This is a genomic window from Arthrobacter sp. NPDC089319 (assembly GCF_040684925.1).
Classification (GTDB): Bacteria; Actinomycetota; Actinomycetes; order Actinomycetales; family Micrococcaceae; genus Crystallibacter.
On the sequence record NZ_JBFBGZ010000007.1, the window covers coordinates 163,238 to 181,636 of the forward strand.

21 protein-coding genes and 1 riboswitch are annotated in these 18,399 nt (G+C 68.2%); of the genes, 20 read left to right on the forward strand and 1 reads right to left on the reverse strand.

The annotated features are described in order from the left end of the window. Positions 1-13: 13 nt before the first annotated feature. The 12 genes from fmt to hisF all read left to right on the forward strand — a co-directional run bounded on the left by fmt (position 14) and on the right by hisF (position 9,968). Positions 14-943: a methionyl-tRNA formyltransferase gene (gene fmt / locus AB0N75_RS12200; protein WP_364650190.1), complete on the forward strand. Its 930-nt coding sequence runs from the start codon at positions 14-16 to the stop codon at positions 941-943. Beyond that, positions 940-2,514 (forward strand): transcription antitermination factor NusB, encoded by a 1,575-nt coding sequence (locus AB0N75_RS12205; RefSeq protein WP_364649943.1) that lies wholly within the window; start codon positions 940-942, stop codon positions 2,512-2,514. The genes fmt and AB0N75_RS12205 overlap by 4 nt, the downstream gene beginning before the upstream one ends. Before the next feature lie 72 nt (positions 2,515-2,586). Further along, positions 2,587-3,246 (forward strand): ribulose-phosphate 3-epimerase, encoded by a 660-nt coding sequence (gene rpe / locus AB0N75_RS12210; RefSeq protein ID WP_364649946.1) that lies wholly within the window; start codon positions 2,587-2,589, stop codon positions 3,244-3,246. Positions 3,247-3,316: 70 nt separating this feature from the next. Further along, positions 3,317-3,463: riboswitch (FMN riboswitch) on the forward strand. Between the two features lie 109 nt (positions 3,464-3,572). Then, a complete protein-coding gene (gene pnuC, locus AB0N75_RS12215) occupies positions 3,573-4,301 on the forward strand; it encodes a nicotinamide riboside transporter PnuC (protein WP_364649949.1) in 729 nt (242 codons plus the stop codon). Continuing rightward, positions 4,298-5,386 carry a bifunctional diaminohydroxyphosphoribosylaminopyrimidine deaminase/5-amino-6-(5-phosphoribosylamino)uracil reductase RibD gene (gene ribD / locus AB0N75_RS12220; RefSeq protein WP_364649952.1) on the forward strand — a complete coding sequence of 363 codons (1,089 nt, stop codon included), beginning with the start codon at positions 4,298-4,300 and terminating at the stop codon, positions 5,384-5,386. The genes pnuC and ribD overlap by 4 nt, the downstream gene beginning before the upstream one ends. Next, positions 5,387-6,013: a riboflavin synthase gene (locus AB0N75_RS12225; protein ID WP_364649956.1), complete on the forward strand. Its 627-nt coding sequence runs from the start codon at positions 5,387-5,389 to the stop codon at positions 6,011-6,013. Further along, positions 6,010-6,684, forward strand: a complete 675-nt coding sequence (gene ribB, locus AB0N75_RS12230; RefSeq protein WP_364649959.1) for a 3,4-dihydroxy-2-butanone-4-phosphate synthase — start codon at positions 6,010-6,012, stop codon at positions 6,682-6,684. The genes AB0N75_RS12225 and ribB overlap by 4 nt, the downstream gene beginning before the upstream one ends. Beyond that, entirely contained in the window at positions 6,674-7,324 is a 651-nt protein-coding gene (gene ribA / locus AB0N75_RS12235) for a GTP cyclohydrolase II (RefSeq protein WP_364649962.1), read from the forward strand. The genes ribB and ribA overlap by 11 nt, the downstream gene beginning before the upstream one ends. 57 nt (positions 7,325-7,381) lie before the next feature. Next, positions 7,382-7,867 carry a 6,7-dimethyl-8-ribityllumazine synthase gene (ribH, locus tag AB0N75_RS12240; RefSeq protein ID WP_364649965.1) on the forward strand — a complete coding sequence of 162 codons (486 nt, stop codon included), beginning with the start codon at positions 7,382-7,384 and terminating at the stop codon, positions 7,865-7,867. Positions 7,868-7,974: 107 nt separating this feature from the next. Next, positions 7,975-8,238 carry a phosphoribosyl-ATP diphosphatase gene (locus AB0N75_RS12245; RefSeq protein WP_127514683.1) on the forward strand — a complete coding sequence of 88 codons (264 nt, stop codon included), beginning with the start codon at positions 7,975-7,977 and terminating at the stop codon, positions 8,236-8,238. Between the two features lie 96 nt (positions 8,239-8,334). Beyond that, positions 8,335-9,180, forward strand: coding sequence for an ATP phosphoribosyltransferase (hisG, locus tag AB0N75_RS12250; protein ID WP_364649968.1), 846 nt, complete (start codon positions 8,335-8,337; stop codon positions 9,178-9,180). A 17-nt stretch (positions 9,181-9,197) separates the two neighbouring features. Then, positions 9,198-9,968 carry an imidazole glycerol phosphate synthase subunit HisF gene (gene hisF / locus AB0N75_RS12255; protein WP_364649971.1) on the forward strand — a complete coding sequence of 257 codons (771 nt, stop codon included), beginning with the start codon at positions 9,198-9,200 and terminating at the stop codon, positions 9,966-9,968. Positions 9,969-9,971: 3 nt separating this feature from the next. Here hisF and AB0N75_RS12260 read toward each other — a convergent pair whose 3' ends face one another. Next, entirely contained in the window at positions 9,972-10,616 is a 645-nt protein-coding gene (locus tag AB0N75_RS12260; protein ID WP_364649974.1) for a TIGR03085 family metal-binding protein, read from the reverse strand. Positions 10,617-10,725: 109 nt separating this feature from the next. Here AB0N75_RS12260 and hisI point away from each other — a divergent pair, with 109 nt between their 5' ends. The 8 genes from hisI (at position 10,726) to lgt (ending at position 18,093) form a co-directional block, all read left to right on the forward strand. Then, the gene (hisI, locus tag AB0N75_RS12265) at positions 10,726-11,163 is read left to right on the forward strand and encodes a phosphoribosyl-AMP cyclohydrolase (protein ID WP_364649977.1); all 438 of its coding nucleotides are present in this window, start codon (positions 10,726-10,728) and stop codon (positions 11,161-11,163) included. 66 nt (positions 11,164-11,229) lie between these two features. Beyond that, a complete protein-coding gene (locus AB0N75_RS12270; RefSeq protein ID WP_364649980.1) occupies positions 11,230-12,801 on the forward strand; it encodes an anthranilate synthase component I in 1,572 nt (523 codons plus the stop codon). Next, positions 12,798-13,442, forward strand: a complete 645-nt coding sequence (locus tag AB0N75_RS12275; protein ID WP_364649983.1) for a Trp biosynthesis-associated membrane protein — start codon at positions 12,798-12,800, stop codon at positions 13,440-13,442. Before AB0N75_RS12270 ends, AB0N75_RS12275 begins: the two co-directional genes overlap by 4 nt. Before the next feature lie 119 nt (positions 13,443-13,561). After that, positions 13,562-13,843, forward strand: coding sequence for an HGxxPAAW family protein (locus AB0N75_RS12280; RefSeq protein ID WP_364649986.1), 282 nt, complete (start codon positions 13,562-13,564; stop codon positions 13,841-13,843). Positions 13,844-13,845: 2 nt separating this feature from the next. Next, positions 13,846-14,664: an indole-3-glycerol phosphate synthase TrpC gene (gene trpC, locus AB0N75_RS12285; RefSeq protein ID WP_364649989.1), complete on the forward strand. Its 819-nt coding sequence runs from the start codon at positions 13,846-13,848 to the stop codon at positions 14,662-14,664. A 93-nt stretch (positions 14,665-14,757) separates the two neighbouring features. Next, complete coding sequence (gene trpB, locus AB0N75_RS12290; protein ID WP_364649992.1) at positions 14,758-16,086, forward strand: tryptophan synthase subunit beta; 1,329 nt, start codon at positions 14,758-14,760, stop codon at positions 16,084-16,086. Continuing rightward, positions 16,083-16,886, forward strand: a complete 804-nt coding sequence (trpA, locus tag AB0N75_RS12295; RefSeq protein ID WP_364649995.1) for a tryptophan synthase subunit alpha — start codon at positions 16,083-16,085, stop codon at positions 16,884-16,886. The genes trpB and trpA overlap by 4 nt, the downstream gene beginning before the upstream one ends. A gap of 97 nt (positions 16,887-16,983) precedes the next feature. Then, positions 16,984-18,093: a prolipoprotein diacylglyceryl transferase gene (lgt, locus tag AB0N75_RS12300; RefSeq protein ID WP_364649998.1), complete on the forward strand. Its 1,110-nt coding sequence runs from the start codon at positions 16,984-16,986 to the stop codon at positions 18,091-18,093. Positions 18,094-18,399: the final 306 nt, after the last annotated feature.

Genomic DNA, 18,399 nt, shown 5'->3' on the forward strand with positions numbered 1-18,399 from the left:
AAGCGGCAGCGGTTTGCGCGTACTGTTCGCCGGCACGCCTAGCGTGGCGGTTCCGTCCCTCGACCGGTTGGTCCAGGACGGGTTCGAAATCGTGTCGGTGCTCACCCGTGAGGATGCGCCGGTGGGCAGGAAACGCATCATGACCCCCTCGCCCGTGGCGGCCCGCGCCGTCGAACTGGGCGTCCCGGTGATCCGGGCCAACCGGATCGACCAGGTCACCATGGACGCCATCCGGGCAGCGGCTCCGGAGGTGGCGGCCATCGTGGCCTACGGCGGGCTCGTCCCGGAAACAGCCCTGGGCATCCCGAAACATGGCTGGATCAACCTGCACTTCTCACTGTTGCCCGCCTGGCGCGGTGCAGCGCCGGTGCAGCACGCAGTCATCCACGGCGACGATGTCACGGGCGCCTCCACGTTTCAGCTGGAAAAAGGGCTGGATACCGGCCCGGTCTACGGCACCCTGACCGAGGCGCTGCGCCCGGAGGACACCAGCGGCGAGGTGCTGGAAAGGCTGTCCCGCAGCGGCGCCGTGCTGCTGTCCCAAACCCTCGCTGCCGTCGGAGCAGGCAAAGCCGCGGCCGTGGCGCAGTCCGGCGATGTCAGCCTGGCGCCCAAGCTGTCCTTGGAGGACGGCCACATCGATTGGCATCAGCCGGCGCTGGCCATCCGCCGTCGGATCAACGGTGTGACCCCCGAGCCTGGCGCCTGGACCATGCTCGACGGGCAGCGCTTCAAGCTGGGACCGGTGCGGCCGCGGCCGGAGACCCGGGATGTGCCGCCCGGAGTGCTCAGGTTAACCGGCGGATCATCGGCGTCCGCGCTGGTGGGTACCGGCTCCCATGCGGTTGAGCTGGACAAGGTCCAGCCGGCAGGTAAAAAGATGATGGATGCTGCAGACTGGGCCCGCGGGCTTGGGCAGCGTGAGGATGTGCACTTCGAATGAACGGCCGGAACGAGGGCGGCCGGAACGGCGGCCGCGGTAATAACGACGGGCGCGGCCGGCAAGGCGGCGGAGGCCAGGGGAGCGGACGGCGCGATGCGGCCGGGCGGGAGCGCAACCGTGGCGGTACCCGGCACTACTCGCAGTCGGCTCCCTCGCAGCGGTCGAGGACGGCAGATCCCGCCCGGCTGGCCGCTTTCGAGGTGCTCCGCGCCGTGGAACGGGACGACGCCTATGCGAACCTGGTGCTGCCGGCGAGCATCCGCAAACACCGGCTGGACAAGCGGGATGCCGGTTTCGCCACGGAGTTGGCCTACGGCGCCTTGCGCGGCCTGGGCACCTACGATGCCATTCTCGCCCGCTGCGTCGACCGGCCGCTGGATCAGCTGGACCCCGCGGTCCTCGATGCACTGCGCCTGGGCGCCCACCAGCTGCTGGCCATGCGGGTGCCGGCACATGCCGCCCTGGACCAGACCGTCAGCCTGGCCCGCGCGGTGATTGGCGCAGGGCCGGGCTCGCTCATCAACGCCGTGCTGCGCAAGGTGACCGCGCACGACCTCGGCGGCTGGACCGCTGAGCTGACGGCGGGGGAGGCGGACCCGGTCAGGGCCGCGGCTTTGGAACACAGCCACCCGGAATGGATCGTGCGGGCGCTGCGGCAGTCGCTGGCCGCCCATGGCCGCAGCGTGGACGAATTGGAAGACCTGCTGGCCGCGGACAACGCCGCGCCCGTGGTGAACCTGGTGGCACTGCCCGGACTGGGCACGCTGGACGAGGCGGTGGAGGCCGGGGCCGAGCCCGGAGAGCTTGTCGAAGGCTCCGCCCTGTACGCCGGCGGCGACGTCGGCCGGCTGGCCAGCGTCCGTGCCGGAACCACCCGCGTCCAGGATGCCGGCTCCCAATTGGTGGCACGGGCGTTGGCCGCAGCAGCCCCGGCAGCGCCGGGCGAGCGGTGGCTTGATCTCTGCGCCGGGCCGGGCGGGAAGGCGGCCTTGCTCGCATCGCTGGCCGCCCAGCAGGGTGCCACGTTGTTGGCCAACGAAGTAGCCGTGCACCGTGCCGAGTTGGTCCGCAAGGCGCTGGCCCCGGTTCCGGCGGACGTCTGGGAGATCCGCACTGGAGACGGCCGCGAGGTCGGTGACCAGTATGCGGGCCAGTTCGATCGGATCATGGTGGACGCGCCCTGCACCGGCCTGGGAGCCCTCCGGCGCCGGCCGGAATCCCGCTGGCGCCGGAAGCCGTCCGACGTTGCCCAGCTGGGTCCGTTGCAGCGTGAACTGCTCGAAGCCGCCGTCGCGGCCGCCAAACCGGGCGGACTGATCGCCTATGTGACGTGCTCCCCGCACCCGGCGGAGACGACGGCGGTGGTCGCCGACCTGCTGCGCCGCCATCCCGGGCTGGAACTGCTGGACACGTCCGCCGTCCTTGACGGCGTCAGCCTCCCGGGCCATCTGGAAGCGGGACAGCCGGGCGGGGACACCGTCGGCCGGTCCGGCGGCACCACCACGCAGCTCTGGCCGCACCGCCACGGCACCGATGCCATGTTCATGGCCCTGCTGCGCCGAAGCAACTGATCCGCACCGGATCAAGCCGTGCAGGTCCCCCCCCCCACTCCAATAACACCTAGACAGGCAGGGAAGCATCCGATGGCACACTGCTGCATCAACCCCAGCATCCTCTCGGCTGATTTCGTCAACCTCGAAGCCGAACTGCAGCGCATCAGCACCGCCGATGCGGTGCATGTGGATGTGATGGACAACCACTTCGTGCCGAACCTGACCATCGGTCTGCCGGTGGTGCAGCGGATCCAGGAAGTCAGCAGCCTGCCGTTGGACGCGCACCTGATGATTGCCGATCCCGACCGGTGGGCACCTGCCTATGCCGAGGCCGGCATCGAATCGGTGACTTTCCATGTGGAAGCGGCGAAGGCGCCGGTGCGGCTGGCCAGGGAACTGAGGATCCATGGAGCCAAGGCCGGCATGGCGCTCAAGCCGGCCACCGCCGTCGAGCCGTATCTGGATCTGCTGCCCGAGATGGACCTGCTGCTGATCATGACGGTTGAACCGGGCTTCGGCGGCCAGACGTTTTTGGATGTGACGCTGCCCAAGATCCGCAAGGCGGCGAACGCGGTGGCTGGCTCCGGGCTGCCGGTGGCCATCCAGGTGGACGGCGGTGTCACCGAGGAGACGATTGTGCGCGCAGCCGAGGCCGGTGCCACCGTTTTTGTAGCCGGCTCCGCTGTCTACGGCCATCCCGATCCCGAGCAGGCCATCGCCTCGCTGCGGGCCGCTGCCAAGGTGCTGTGAGGGCTGTTACACGATGTGACGGGAATGCGGGACCCCGGGCAGCAGTTGTGAGAGCATAGTTACGCAAACACAACGTGCTCCGGGGTCGGTGTAAGTCCGAACCGGCGGTTATAGTCCGCGACCCGTTGCCGAACGTTCCACCCGGAACCAGAGGCCACGGTTGAACCGGTGGAATTCCGGTACCGACAGTTAAAGTCTGGATGGGAGAAGCACGTACAGGTGGCAGCAATGGGCCACCGGGTACGGCCACTGGCCGTTTAACCCGGGGTGCCCGGACCTACTGCACTGTCGTTCCCCCGGAGCCGCCGCGGCTCGAAAGGAACGGCATGGATTTTCTGCGGTGGCTCTTTGAAGCTCAGATTCCCGTTGCCGGCAGCTCACTGCTGCTGCGCGAAGTTCTGGGAAACATTTTTGGACTCCTCAGCGCCCTCGGCGGCATGCGCCGAAAAGTATGGGCCTGGCCGGTGGGCATCATCGGCAACCTGCTGCTGCTGACGGTCTTCCTCGGCTCGCTGTTCGGCTCCGCCAGTACAGCCAACCTGCTGGGACAGGCGGGGCGGCAGGTCATGTTCATTGCGGTGGCCGTGTACGGCTGGAACCGCTGGCGCGCCGCACGCAACGGCACCGGCAGCGCCATCACCCCGCAGTGGGCCGGCGCCAAGGCGCGGGTGGGCCTGGTGGCGGCACTGCTCCTGGGCACCGTGGCGCTGACCCCGATCTTCGCCGCGCTCGGTTCCTATGAGCCGGTATGGGCCGATGCCTGGACCTTCGTCGGTTCGCTGCTGGCCACCTACGGCATGGCCCGCGGCTGGGTTGAATTCTGGCTGATCTGGGTCGCGGTGGACATTGTGGGTGTGCCGCTGCTCTTCAGCGCCGGCTACTACGCCAGCGCCTTCATGTATCTGTTCTACGGCGGCTTCACCCTGGTTGGATTCTTCGTCTGGTGGCGGGCCAATGCACTGGCCAAGCCCGAGGTGCAGACACTGCACCCCGATCCGCGGATCGGGCAGCCGGCACGGGCCGGCGGCGACGACGAACCGGTGCGTGTCCCATGAGCCAGCCTGCCCCTGTCATCAGCCAGCACTTTTCGACGGCGGAGCAGCGCGGCATGGAGCTGGCGCTGCAGGCCGCCGGGCAGGGCGTGCGCGGCGCGAATCCCCTGGTCGGCGCGGTAATCATCGACTCGCGCGGCGAAGTGCTCAGCACCGGGTACCACCGGGGAGCGGGCACGCCGCACGCCGAAGTGGATGCGCTGGCCAACGTCCCGTCAGGACGCGAAACGGAGCTGGCGGACTGCACCATGCTGGTGACCCTGGAACCGTGCAATCACCGCGGCCGTACGGGCCCATGCTCGGGCGCCATCCTGGAAGCCGGCATCGGTTCGCTGGTCTTCGCTGCGGCCGACCCCACCGACCAGGCAGCGGGCGGAGCGCAGCGGCTGGCCGCAGCCGGTGTCGCCGTGCGCACCGGACTGATGCCGCAGCAGGCCCAGGAACTCAACCACCGCTGGTTCCAGGCACGGCGGGAAGGCCGGCCGTTCACCACGCTGCACATCGCCCAGACAATGGACGGGCTGATCGCTGCGGCGGACGGCAGCAGCCAGTGGATCACCGGGGAAGAAGCCCGGGCCGACAGCCACGGCATCCGCTCCCGTGCCGATGCGATCATCGCCGGCAACGGAACCATCGCCGCCGACAACCCGCGGCTGACCGCCCGGGACCGGGCCGGGGCGGAGACTCCCGACCAGCCGCTGCGCGTGGTGATGGGGCGCCGGAAGGTGCCCGCAGACGCGGCAGTCCGCGGCGCCGATGGCCTTTTCCTGCAACTGGCCACGCATGATCCCGCGGAAGTATTGGCCGAACTGGCCGGGCGTGGCATCGGCCACGCCATGATCGAAGGCGGAGCCACCATCGCCTCGGCCTTCCTGCGCGCCGACCTGATCGATGAACTGGTCCTCTACCTGGCACCGCTGATGCTCGGTGCCGGCACCCGCGCGGTGGCCGACCTCGGCATCGGCACACTGGCCGAGGCAGGCCGGTGGCGCTGGGATAGCGCCGGCGGCAGTGCCCGCACCCTGGGCGCTGACCTGCGCCTGCACCTTGAACCTTTGCCGTTTCGCGGCACCCAGAAAGGCAACTGAATGTTTACCGGAATCATCGCCGAACAAGGGCGGGTCGAATCGCTGGACCTGAGCCCAGCCACCGACAGCGCCGTGCTGACCTTCACCGCTCCCCGGACGGCACCCGGCCTCGGGCTCGGCGGGTCGATCGCGGTCAATGGCGTGTGCCTTACCGCCGTCGCGCTGGATGGCAGCCGGGTCAGCGTGGACGTGATGGGCGAGACGCTCACCCGCACCACCACCGGATCGCTCCAGCCGGGGCAGACCGTCAACCTGGAACGCTGCGTGCCGGCCGGAGGGCGGCTGGACGGGCACGTGGTCCAAGGTCATGTGGACGGAGTCGGCACGCTGGCAGAACGCGAAGACCTGGGCGACTGGGAACGGCTGCGCTTCACCGTTCCCCAGGAGCTGGCCCGCTACATCGCGGAGAAAGGGTCCATCGCCGTTGACGGCGTCTCGCTGACGGTCACCTCGGTCAGCGATGCGGAAGCGGAGACGCAGTTCTTCGAAGTCGGCCTGATTCCCACCACGCTGGCCGACACCGGACTGGGGGCCAAACAGCCCGGAGACACGGTGAACCTGGAAGTGGACGTCCTGGCCAAGTACGCCGAGCGGCTGCTGGCCTTTACCCCGGGAGCCCGGTCGTGAGCGCCGCCGTGGAGCCGCGGATCGCGCTCGACACCATCGAGGCCGCCGTCGCCGCGATCGCCGCGGGCCGCGCCGTCGTTGTGGTTGATGACGAGGACCGGGAAAACGAAGGCGACATTATCTTCGCCGCGGACGCCGCCACCTCCGAGCTGATGGGCTGGACCATCCGCTACACATCCGGCGTCATCTGCGTGCCGCTCACGGCGGCCCGCGCCGACGACCTGGGGCTGCCGCCGATGGTTGAGGTCAACCAGGATGCCAAGGGCACGGCCTATACGGTGTCCTGCGACGCCGCGGCCGGCGTGAGCACCGGGATCAGTTCAGCGGACCGTGCGCGCACCGCGTCGGTGCTCGCTGCGGCGGACAGCACCGCCGCGGACCTCACCCGGCCCGGCCATGTCTTTCCCCTGCGCGCGGTCGACGGCGGCGTGCTGGCGCGGCGCGGCCACACCGAGGCGGCCGTGGACCTGTGCCGCCTGGGCGGGCGGGCGCCGGTCGGGGTCATCGCCGAGCTCGTGCACGACGAGGGGGACATGATGCGGCTGCCGGCCCTGCGGGCCTTCGCCGACGAGCACAACTGCCCGCTGGTCTCGATCGAGGACCTCGCGAGCTACCTGTCCGGGGCACCCGCGCCGACATCACTCTCGGAGGCGGAGCACCGTGGCCACTGACGAGATCCGCGAAAAGGCGCCGGCCGCAACGGTGGAGGCCGGCCCGTCCGTTCAGCTGCCCACCGGCTTCGGCAACTTCACGGCGCAGGCCTGGACGGACGCAGCCACCGGCGTGGAGCACCTGAGCATCACCTCCCCGGTCCGGCCGGCGGCCGAGCCGCTGGTCCGATTGCACTCCGAATGCCTGACCGGGGACGTGTTCGCGTCCTACCGCTGCGACTGCGGTGAACAACTGGAACAGGCCCTGGCACTGATCGGCGAGCAAGGCGGAACCGTCCTGTACCTGCGCGGCCAGGAGGGGCGCGGCATCGGACTGGCCAACAAAATGCGGGCCTACGCACTGCAGGAAGCCGGCGCCGACACCGTGGAGGCCAATGAGCAGTTGGGGCTGCCCGTGGACGCGCGCGACTATTCGGCCGCGGCCGCCATCCTGCGCTCGATGGGCGTCGGCGCCATCCGGCTGCTGAGCAACAATCCGGCCAAGAGCGTGACGCTGGCGGCCCTGGGCATCGAGGTGGTGGAGATGGTGACCGCCGAAGTTCCCTTCCGCGAGCAGAACCGCCGCTACCTGGAGACCAAGCGGGACCGGATGGACCACCGCCTGGCCGTCCTGCAGACCACACCGGTGCAGCAGAGCTGACGCCTGCGCCCCCGGCCACACCATCCACTACCGACTAGACATTCACGAAGGAAGAACATGAGCGGACACGGAGCCCCAGTCATCGACATCACCGGCCTGCAGGAGGCGACCGGCGGGCTGAAGCTCGCCATTGTCGCCGCCAGCTGGCACACCCAGATCATGGACGGTCTGGTCGACGGCGCGCTGCGCGCGGCCGCCGAGGCGGGAATTGAGGACCCTGCGTTGATCCGTGTGCCGGGCGCCTTCGAGCTGCCCGTGGCGGCCGCCCGGCTGGCCCCGCACTATGACGCAGTGGTGGCTCTCGGCGTCGTGATCCGCGGCGGCACGCCGCACTTTGAGTACGTGTGCCAGGCCGCCACGGAGGGCCTGACCGATGTCAGCGTCCGGACCGGCACGCCGGTGGGCTTCGGCGTGCTCACCTGCGATACGGAGCAGCAGGGTTTGGACCGTGCCGGGCTGGCGGACTCCAGCGAGGACAAAGGGCACGAAGCCGTCACCGCGGCCCTAACGACAGCGGCTACGCTCCGGGGCCTGGGCGTTTGAGCGAAGCCCCGGCGCCCCGGATGGCGTCCCCGTCGCGCCGGAGGGGTTCGTCACAATGGGGACGGCGGTTTGTCGCCGTCCCGCGCTCCTGACGTAGGCTAAAGGGCGTGAAATCCTTCGAATCCCTGTTTGCGGAACTGAGCGACAAGGCGCAGCAGCGTCCGGAAGGCTCCCGTACGGTAGCCGAGCTGGATTCCGGCATCCACGGGATCGGGAAAAAGGTCGTCGAAGAGGCCGCCGAAGTCTGGATGGCAGCCGAATACGAATCCGACGAAGCCGCCGCCGAGGAAATCTCCCAGCTGCTGTACCACCTGCAGGTCCTGATGATCGCCAAGGGTCTGCAGCTGGAGGACGTCTACAAGCATCTGTAGCGGGACGCCGCCCTCGTCGGCGCCCCGCCCGGACCCAGGCCGAATCCATCCTTGAAGGCCGCGCTGCGGCCGAGCCGATTCCAGAAAGACTTTCACATGCTCCGTGTAGCTGTTCCCAACAAGGGATCCCTGTCCGAGGCCGCCTCCGCCATGCTGGGGGAAGCCGGTTACCGCCAGCGCCGCGACTCCCGCGAACTGGTCATGACCGACCCGGACAACGATATTGAGTTCTTTTTCCTGCGCCCGCGCGACATCGCCGTCTATGTGGGGTCCGGCACCCTGGACGTCGGCATCACCGGCCGCGACCTGTTCCTGGATGCCCAGGTGGAAGCCGTGGAGCTGATGAACCTCGGTTTCGGGACCTCCACGTTCCGCTTCGCCGGCCCGGTGGGGGAGTTCTCCCGCGCCGAGCAGCTGAACGGTAAGCGCCTGGCCACCAGCTACGACGGTCTGCTGCGCAGCTACCTGTCCGAGCGCGGCATCGAAGCCTCAGTGGTCCGGTTGGACGGCGCGGTTGAATCCTCCGTCCGGCTGGGTGTTGCCGATGCCATCGCCGATGTGGTGGAAACCGGCAACACCCTGCGTGCCGCGGGCATGGAGATCTTCGGCGACCCCATCCTGAAATCCGAGGCCGTGCTGATCGGCCGCTCCGGCGAGAACCCTCCGCCCGGGCTGGACGTGCTGATGCGCCGCCTCCGCGGCGTCATTGTGGCCCGGGAATACGTGATGATGGACTACGACATCCGCAAGGACCTGGTGGATGCCGCCGCGACTCTGACCCCCGGTCTGGAGTCACCCACGGTCTCGCCGCTGCGCGACACCGGCTGGGTGGCCGTGCGTTCAATGGTCCGCCGGACCCAGACCAACCGGATCATGGATGAGCTCTACGATCTCGGCGCCCGGGCCATTCTGGTCAGCACCATCCACGCCTGCCGCATCTGATTGCTCCGGAGTAAGCCATGACTGTTGCCATCCGCGTTATCCCCTGCCTCGACGTCGACGCCGGACGTGTGGTCAAGGGAGTTAATTTCGAAGGCCTCCGCGACGCCGGCGACCCGGTGGAGTTGGCGCACCGGTACGACCGTGCCGGCGCCGATGAGCTCACGTTCCTGGACGTCACCGCTTCCTCCGGGAACCGCGAAACGACGTTCGACGTGGTGGCCCGCACCGCGGAGGAAGTCTTCATCCCGCTGACGGTGGGCGGCGGCGTGCGGGAAGTCGCCGACGTGGACAAGCTGCTGCGGTACGGGGCGGACAAGGCCGCGATCAATACCGCCGCGGTGGCCCGGCCTGACGTGATTGACGAAATCACCCGCCACTTTGGTTCCCAGGTGCTGGTGCTCTCGCTGGACGCCCGCCGCACCGACAATCCCTCGGTAGCCTCCGGATTCGAAGTCACCACGCACGGCGGCCGCAAGGGTACCGGGATCGACGCGGTGCAGTGGGCGAAGGAAGCAGCCGAGCGCGGCGTGGGGGAGTTGCTGCTCAATTCGATCGACGCGGACGGCACCAAGGACGGATTCGACCTGGAAATGATCCGCGCCGTCCGCGCCGCGGTGAATGTTCCGCTGATCGCTTCCGGCGGGGCCGGCAAGCCGGAGCATTTCCCGCCGGCCGTGGCCGCCGGAGCCGACGCAGTGCTGGCCGCCTCGGTGTTCCACTTTGGCCCCGACGACGCGATCGCCCAGGTGAAGCAGGCTATCCGGGACGCGGGCTATCCGGTCCGCTGAGTCTCAGAGGCCGATTTCGGCACTCTCCAGCAGGGCCAGCGCATCGGGCTGGCCCTCAAAGGTGACCAGGGCGTGCTTGGTGCGGCCGTGGGCATGCATCAGCAGTTCGCTGGGTTCTCCGACGATGGCCACCGATACCGGCGCGCGCTTGGCCACGTGCCGCGGTCCATCCGGACGCACCAGCACGATGCCCAGATCCACGCCCCGGTACAACAGCGCGGCACGCTTGACCAGGTCGTCCCACAGGGCGGTTGAATAGTCCTCGTCGAGCGCGCGCGGCGCCCAGCGGTCGGTGGCGCGGCGCACGTCTTCGGTATGGACGAAGAACTCGACCAGGTTGGCCACATTGTCCACGGCCGGGACCTTGAGCGGCGATATGGCCGGTGGCCCGGCGCGGAAGGCTTCCACCAGTTTGGCGTAGCCGGCCGTTGCTCGGGCTTTGTCAGCCGTCTTCCGTGTGGCGTCGTCGGAAACTTTGGCGAGCGGCTTAAAGGCCAGCCCGAGTGCGGCACCCACCCGGTGTTCACGGATATAGAGGTGCGCGGCGAGCTCGGCAGTCTTCCATCCCTCGCACAGGGTAGGCGCATCCGGCCCGGCAGCCAGCAAGGTCTCGGCCAGGACTTCACGGGACGGATTTACGTAATGCATCACTCCTGAACCTAGCACGAAGCCGCCGGTTTCGGGCGGCAAATCCTGTCCCTCCAAGCCGTCCTGGCGCGGGCAGGGGGCACCGGGACTTGGCACTAGACTTGTAGGGATGTCTTCCCAGCCTGAATCCCCGAATACCCTGCCGCCCGCCGCGGGTCCGGCGGCCCTTGATCCTGCCGTCGCCCAGCGGCTTAAGCGCGACGCCTCCGGTCTAGTGGCTGCGGTGGTCCAGCAGTTCGATTCCGGCGAGGTGCTGATGCTTGGCTGGATGGACGATGAGGCGTTGCACCGCACGTTGACCAGCGGCCGTGTGACGTTTTATTCACGTTCGCGGCAGGAATACTGGCGCAAGGGCGACACCTCCGGGCATGTTCAGTTCGTCAAGTCGGTGGCCCTGGACTGCGACGGCGATGCCTTGTTGGTCCGGGTGGATCAAGTGGGGGCGGCCTGCCACACGGGCACGCGCACCTGCTTTGACGGCCGCGACCTCGGCGCCGTTGCCGGCCACCGTCCGGCGTCGGACGACGGACCAGCGCTGGGCAGCTGAAGAAGCCGCCCGCACCTTTCCCCAACCCCAGCTTGATCAGCGACTGAAGTGAAAGACGGATAACGCATGCAGGACCTCGGAGTCATCAGCCCCAGCCTGGAGGAATTCCGCACCTTGGCGCGGGACCGACGGGTGATCCCGGTGTCCGTCAAGGTGCTCGCCGATGAACAGACCCCGATTTCGATCTACCGCAAACTCGCGGGCGAGCGGCCGGGCACCTTCCTGCTGGAATCCGCTGCGGTGGGCGGCGTCTGGTCGCGCTATTCGTTCATCGGGGCCCATTCCCGGGCCACGCTGACCACCAAGGACGGGCAGGCGCACTGGCTGGGCGAACCGCCGGTGGGGGTGCCGCGGGAGGGCAACCCGGTGGAGGCCCTGCGCGCAACCGTGGAGGCGCTGCGCACCGAACGCTTCGAAGCGCTGCCGCCGCTGACCTCCGGGTTGGTCGGTTTTGTCGGCTGGGAAGCCGTGCGCCACTGGGAGAAGCTGACCTCTCCGCCGGAGGACGACCTGAACCTGCCCGAACTGGCCATGAACCTGGTCACCGATCTGGCCGTACACGACAACGCCGAAGGCACAGTCACGCTGATTGCGAATGCGATCAACTTCGACAACCGCGACGAGCGGGTCGACGAGGCGTGGCTGGACGCGGTCAAGCGGGCCAAGCACATGCTGGCCCAGCTGGCCGAGCCGCTGGCGCAGCAGGTGTCCGTGCTGGAAGATTCCGCGCTGGCAACTGACGAGCTGATGAACAGCGTGACCCATCGCTGGGCCCGCGATAAGTATTTGGCAGCCGTGGACCGCGGCAAGGAAGCAATTGTCGACGGCGAAGTGTTCCAGGTGGTGATCTCCCGCCGGTTTGAGGCCGAATGCTCGGCCTCTGCGCTGGACGTCTACCGGGTGCTGAGGAACCTCAACCCCAGCCCCTACATGTACCTGTTCAGCCTGGAAGACTCCGACGGCGTGGGCTACTCGATTGTGGGGTCTTCCCCGGAAGCGCTGGTCACCGTAACCGGCGACGAAGTCATCACGCACCCGATCGCCGGCTCACGGCCGCGCGGACACAGCGTGGAACATGACAAGGAACTGGCCGAGGAACTGTTGGCGGATAAGAAGGAACGCGCAGAGCACCTGATGCTGGTCGACCTGGCCCGCAACGACATCTCCAAGGTCTGCGAACCCGGCAGCGTTGATGTCACGCAGTTCATGGAAGTGGAAAAGTTCAGCCACATCATGCACCTGGTCTCCACCGTGGTGGGCCGGCTGTCCCCGGACAAGACCGCCTACGACGTGCTGGCCGCGACATTCCCGGCCGGGACGCTCTCCGGCGCCCCCAAGCCGCGGGCACTGCGGCTGCTGGATGAACTGGAACCACACCGCCGCGGTATCTACGGGGGAGTGGTGGGCTACCTGGACTTCGCCGGGGACATGGACATGGCCATAGCCATCCGGTCCGCGCTGTTGCGCGGGGGCATCGCCTACGTTCAGTCCGGCGGCGGGATCGTGGCCGATTCCCAGCCGGAGGCCGAGGCGCTCGAGACCGTTAACAAGGCGGCGGCTCCGCTGCGGGCGGTGACGCTGGCGGCGCGGCTGCATCAGGCCAATCCGGCGCATGTGCCGGTGAAGGGGCAGCAATGAGCGGGGACAAGACCACACCGGCCAAGGGCCAGGAACCGGAACGGAAGACCGGCGGCTCACGGTGGCAGCGCAAGGGCATGGTGGTGCTCGCCGCGGCGGCGGTCGCCCTGGCCGCCTTCGGGACCACGACGCAGACCTGGCTCACCGCCCATCTCCCGGGAACCAGGGTACAGACCCCCGACGTCAGCGTGGCCGGCAGTGACGCCGCCACCGCCGTGACAGCCCTGGCCCTGGTGGCGCTGGCCGCAGGCCTGGCGGCGTCCATTGCCGGCCGGATTGCGCGCATCGTGATCGCCGTGCTGCTCGCAGCAGCAGGCATCGGCATTGCCGCGGCGAGCTTGGCCGTGGTGGCCAATCCCGCGGCAGCCGCCTCGGCCGCCATCGGCGAGGCAACCGGCCAGATCGGGGGAGAGGCCGACGTCGTCGTCACGGTCTTTCCGTACCTTGCGGCCGTGTCCGGGATCCTGCTGGTGGCGACGGCTGTCTGGCTGGTGCTGGCCGGTCGGTCCTGGGCCGCGTCGAAGAAGTACGTGCCGGCCGCCGAACGCCAGGCCGACGGCCTGCCCTCCGACCGGGCCGGCAGCGTCGATGAAATCGACAGCTGGGACCAGCTCAGCCGCGGCGAGGATCCGACCGACTGAACCGCCGGCGCCGGCTCCGGGCGGGAGGCGGGGCCGCCGGCGAGCGTGTCATACTGGCCTGCCATGCCGCTAAACAATGGCAGAATGAAGAAGCAGAACCGTTTAGAGGGAGAAACATCATGGCCAACCACGCCACCACCACCGAGACCGCAATGAAGACGGATCCGGCAGGCAGCATCCACGACGAAGTCATCGGCCACGGCAACAGCCCCGCCGCCTGGACCTGCGTGTTCATCATGATCGCCGGCTCCATCGTGGCCGGCATCGGTTTCGCCATGGCCTCGAACGTGATTTTCTGGGCCGGCGTGGTCGTGATGATCCTTGGCCTGATCGCCGGCTGGATCATGAAGAAGGCCGGCTACGGCGTGGACGGCAGCAAGATCCAGGGCAGCGGACACTAAGCGTGACCGTTCTCGACGACATCATCGTTGGGGTCCGGGAAGACCTCGAATCCCGGCGCGCCCAGGTACCGCTCGCGGAGATCCAGCGGCTGGCCGCCGAAGCGCCCGCAGCGCGCGATGCCTACGCTGCCTTGGGCGGCAACGATTCCCCCCGTGCCGCACTGAAGGTGATTGCCGAGGTCAAGCGCAAGAGCCCGTCCAAGGGAGAGCTTGCCTCGATCGCCGACCCCGCCGAATTGGGCGCCGCTTACGAACGCGGCGGCGCCGCCGTCATCAGCGTCTTGACGGAGCAGCGAAGGTTCAACGGTTCACTGGCCGACTTCGACGCCGTGCGCGCCGTGGTGGACTTGCCGCTGCTGCGCAAGGACTTCAACGTTGAGGAATACCAGATCTTCGAGGCCCGCGCCCATGGTGCGGATCTGGTGTTGCTGATCGTCGCCGCCTTGGACGATGCCGAGCTGAGGGCCTTGCTGGCCCTCACGCACGAGCTGGGCATGAACGCCTTGGTGGAGACGCACACCGCCGAGGAGATTGCCCGGGCCGTGGCCGTCGGCGCGCGCATCATCGGAGTGAACGTCCGCAACCTCAAGACGCTGGATGTTGACCGCTCGTTGTTCGCGGAGCTTGTGGGCAGGATCCCGGCCGACGCCGTGGTCGTGGCGGAATCGGGCGTCCGCTCGGTGGCCGATGTCCGCGACTACGCAAGCCAGGGTGCCAACGCCGTGCTGGTGGGCGAGGCGCTGGTCACGATGGGCGATCCGGAAGCAACCGTCGCCGAATTCGGCGCCGCCGGCTCCGAAGCCGTTGCCGCCCGCCGCTGAGGCAACGGCCCGTACTACGTAAGAATCCTTCAGGGGCGGGCAGCGGCCATCCGTGGTTCCGCGGCCTGCCCCCAGCACAAGATGAGGACCGCCATGACGCAGAGCCCCGACACCCCGGCCGAGTCCGGAAACCCACAGGAAGCAGTCGACGCTTTCCTCGCCGGAAACAGCCTGCGCCATGCCCCCGGGCCGTACTTCGGCGCCTTCGGCGGGCGCTGGATGCCCGAGTCCCTGATAGCGGCACTGGACGAGCTGGAAGACACCTTCGAAAAGGCCAAAGCCGATCCCGAGTTTGTCGCCCAGGTGGCCGAGCTGAACAAGAACTACTCGGGACGGCCCTCCCTGCTGACCGAAGCCAAGCGCTTCTCCCAGCATGCCGGGGGCGCCCGGATCTTCCTCAAGCGCGAGGACCTGAACCATACCGGCTCGCACAAGATCAACAACGTGTTGGGCCAGGCCCTGCTGGCGCAGCGCATGGGCAAGACCCGGATCATCGCGGAGACCGGCGCGGGCCAGCACGGCGTGGCCAGCGCCACCGCGGCCGCCCTGCTCGGGATGGAGTGTGTGGTCTACATGGGTGCCGAAGACACCCGCCGGCAGGCCCTGAACGTAGCCCGGATGGAACTGCTTGGCGCCACCGTGGTACCGGTCACCGCCGGGTCGCAGACACTGAAGGACGCCATCAACGAAGCCCTGCGCGACTGGGTGGCCAACGTGCAGAACACCCACTACCTGCTGGGCACCGCGGCCGGGGCCCATCCCTTCCCCGCGCTGGTGCGACACTTCCATGAGGTCATCGGCGAGGAGGCCCGCGCCCAGATCCTGGATCAGACCGGCCGCCTGCCGGACGCCGTCTGCGCCTGCATCGGCGGCGGATCCAACGCCATCGGCATCTTCCACGGCTTCCTGGACGACCGCCAGGTAGCGCTCTACGGCTTCGAAGCCGGCGGCGACGGCGTGGAAACAGGCCGCCATGCCTCAACCATCACGCTGGGCCGGCCCGGTGTGCTGCACGGCGCACGCTCCTACCTGATGCAGGACGAGGACGGCCAGACGATCGAGTCGCATTCGATCTCCGCCGGACTGGACTACCCCGGCGTCGGACCCGAGCACTCCTACCTGGCGGACATCGGCAGGGCCAGTTATGAACCGGTCACGGACACCGAAGCCATGGATGCCTTCCGGCTGCTATGCCGGACCGAAGGCATCATCCCGGCGATCGAATCGTCGCACGCCCTGGCGGGTGCGCTGCGCGTGGGCCAGCGCCTGACCGAGGGCAAGGACAATCCGCAGGACGTGATCATTGTGGTGAACCTTTCGGGCCGGGGAGACAAGGACGTTGCCACCGCCGCCGAGTGGTTCGGCCTGCTCCCGCAGGAATCACCCGAGGCTGGAATCGGCTCCGAAGGAGAGCAGCTGTGAACAATACCGCTACCGCCAGCAAGTCGGCGGCCGCCATCGACCGGGCCCTGGCCGCGGGCCGGACCGCCCTGGTGGGCTACCTGCCCGCAGGGTACCCGGACGTCCAGACCACCATCGACGCCGCCGTCGCGCTGGCGGAGAACGGCACCGATGTCATTGAGATCGGCATTCCGTACTCCGACCCGGTGATGGACGGTGCGGTCATCCAGGCCGCCACGGTTCAGGCGCTGAAGGACGGCTTCCGGGTCAGCCAGGTGTTCGAGATCGTCGCCGGCATCACCGCCCGTTGCGACGCCGCGGTGCTGGTGATGACCTACTGGAACCCGGTCATGCGGATGGGTGTTGACGAATTCTCCCGCCGCTTGGCAGAGGCCGGCGGCGCCGGGCTCATCACCCCGGACCTGATTCCGGACGAGGCCGCCGAATGGTTCGAGGCTTCGGATAAGTACGGACTGGACCGGGTGTTCCTGGTCGCTCCCTCGTCCTCGCCGGAACGGATGGCCATGACGGTCAAGGCCAGCCGCGGCTTCGTTTACGCGGTGTCGATCATGGGAGTCACGGGCGCCCGCGAGAATGTCTCCAGCGCAGCGGAGCGAGTAGTCCAGGCCGCCCACGAGGCCGGCGCCGAACGGGTGTGCGTCGGCCTGGGTGTCTCCAGCGCGGAACACGTGCGGGAAATCGGTGCCTACGCCGAAGGTGCCATCGTGGGCACGGCGCTGGTGGCCGAACTCGGCCGCTCCGGTGTGGATGCACTGGGCGCACTGGCGGCGCGGCTGAGCGAAGGCACAGCCCGCGCCTGACAGAATGACCGGTGGGTCAGCGGCTCTCCCGCGGCCACGCTCCGACCTTCAAACTTCGGCCTAGAGGACGAATCTGGTGTACAGCACGACTATTGCAATGGCCGTCCCGGCATCCATCCCCAGCCCCGGCTGGTCCGGATTCAGCATCGGCCCGCTCACGATCCACGCCTACGCCCTGTGCATCCTGTTGGGCATTGTGGCGGCGCTGTGGCTCACCAGCCGCCGCTGGAAGGCCCGCGGCGGACCCGATGAATTCATCTGGGACGCGGCCATCTGGGCCATCCCGTTCGGCATCATCGGCGGCCGTCTCTACCACGTCTTCTCTTCGCCCGATGCGTACTTCGGTCCGAACGGCGACCTGGCCCTCATTCCGCAGATCTGGCGCGGCGGGCTAGGCATTTGGGGGGCGGTGGCCTTCGGCCTGCTGGGTGCTTGGATCGCGTGCCGCAGGGCCGGCATCAAGCTGCCGGCCTTCATGGATGCGGCTGCCCCCGGCGTGCTGCTGGCCCAGGCCATCGGGCGCTGGGGCAACTGGTTCAACCAGGAGCTCTTCGGCGCCCCCACCACGCTGCCCTGGGGTCTGCAGGTCGACGCGGACAGCCCCAACTTCCCGGCCGACGCGGCCCCTGGCACCCTGTTCCACCCCACCTTCCTGTACGAGTCGCTGTGGAACCTGGCCGGCGTGGCCCTGCTGCTGCTGCTGGACAAGCGCTTCAAGTTCCGCCGCGGCATGCTGTTCTGGTTGTACGTCGCGTTCTACACCCTGGGCCGAATCTGGATCGAAATGCTGCGCATCGACGATGCAGAGATGATCACGATCCTGGGCATCACCCAGCGCCTGAACGTTTGGACGTCGCTGCTGCTGCTGGTAGTTGCCGTGGTGATCTTCATAGTGCTCGCGCGGCAGCCTCGCACCGCGGAAACCGATTCGGTGTACCTGCCCGGCCGCGCACCGACCGGTGGGGCGGACAGCGTGGAAGCGGCTGCGGAAACTGCCGAGGTGCGCCAGGACGCTTCCACCGACGACGACGGTGTCCCCGCCTCCCGCGGCGACGCCGGGTCCTCACCGGCAGCGGGGGAGAAGGCCGCTGAGGTGCCCGCGGCGGAGCTCGGCTCAGAGGGCGGGCAGCCCGCCGCCACTGACGCCCAGAACAGCTCCAACCCGTCGAGCGCCGAAGGGGCGGAGAACAAGCGGACAAGGGACTAGCGGGCCCGTGAAGCCGCCGGAACGAACGCGGTGCGTTCGTTCCGGCGGCTTTGTGCTGTCGCCTCAACATCTGGCTAACAATCCGCTGTTAACAATCTGGAAAACCCTCGTTAAAAATCCGGAAAAATATGGGTTACATGGCGCCCGCCGTGCTATCGTCTCTCTACCGTAGAACTGACAGGTTCTGCGGTTCGGTCGGCCCTCATCGGCAGTCCGGAACGAACTGGCGCGCATCATCCCGGGCTACCGCCCGGAGGCAGAAATGCAGCGTGCCGACCACACTGACGTGGATGATCCGCCGGTCAA

Excerpts from the sequence above, each read along its gene's own strand:
- AB0N75_RS12260 (WP_364649974.1), bottom strand. The coding sequence starts at position 10,616 with ATGCATTACGTAAATCCGTCCCGTGAAGTCCTGGCCGAGACCTTGCTG.
- hisG (WP_364649968.1), top strand. The coding sequence starts at position 8,335 with ATGCTCCGTGTAGCTGTTCCCAACAAGGGATCCCTGTCCGAGGCCGCC.
- lgt (WP_364649998.1), top strand. The coding sequence starts at position 16,984 with ATGGCCGTCCCGGCATCCATCCCCAGCCCCGGCTGGTCCGGATTCAGC.
- AB0N75_RS12280 (WP_364649986.1), top strand. The coding sequence starts at position 13,562 with ATGGCCAACCACGCCACCACCACCGAGACCGCAATGAAGACGGATCCG.
- trpB (WP_364649992.1), top strand. The coding sequence starts at position 14,758 with ATGACGCAGAGCCCCGACACCCCGGCCGAGTCCGGAAACCCACAGGAA.
- ribD (WP_364649952.1), top strand. The coding sequence starts at position 4,298 with ATGAGCCAGCCTGCCCCTGTCATCAGCCAGCACTTTTCGACGGCGGAG.
- pnuC (WP_364649949.1), top strand. The coding sequence starts at position 3,573 with ATGGATTTTCTGCGGTGGCTCTTTGAAGCTCAGATTCCCGTTGCCGGC.
- rpe (WP_364649946.1), top strand. The coding sequence starts at position 2,587 with ATGGCACACTGCTGCATCAACCCCAGCATCCTCTCGGCTGATTTCGTC.
- ribH (WP_364649965.1), top strand. The coding sequence starts at position 7,382 with ATGAGCGGACACGGAGCCCCAGTCATCGACATCACCGGCCTGCAGGAG.
- AB0N75_RS12275 (WP_364649983.1), top strand. The coding sequence starts at position 12,798 with ATGAGCGGGGACAAGACCACACCGGCCAAGGGCCAGGAACCGGAACGG.
- AB0N75_RS12270 (WP_364649980.1), top strand. The coding sequence starts at position 11,230 with ATGCAGGACCTCGGAGTCATCAGCCCCAGCCTGGAGGAATTCCGCACC.
- AB0N75_RS12225 (WP_364649956.1), top strand. The coding sequence starts at position 5,387 with ATGTTTACCGGAATCATCGCCGAACAAGGGCGGGTCGAATCGCTGGAC.
- hisI (WP_364649977.1), top strand. The coding sequence starts at position 10,726 with ATGTCTTCCCAGCCTGAATCCCCGAATACCCTGCCGCCCGCCGCGGGT.
- hisF (WP_364649971.1), top strand. The coding sequence starts at position 9,198 with ATGACTGTTGCCATCCGCGTTATCCCCTGCCTCGACGTCGACGCCGGA.
- AB0N75_RS12205 (WP_364649943.1), top strand. The coding sequence starts at position 940 with ATGAACGGCCGGAACGAGGGCGGCCGGAACGGCGGCCGCGGTAATAAC.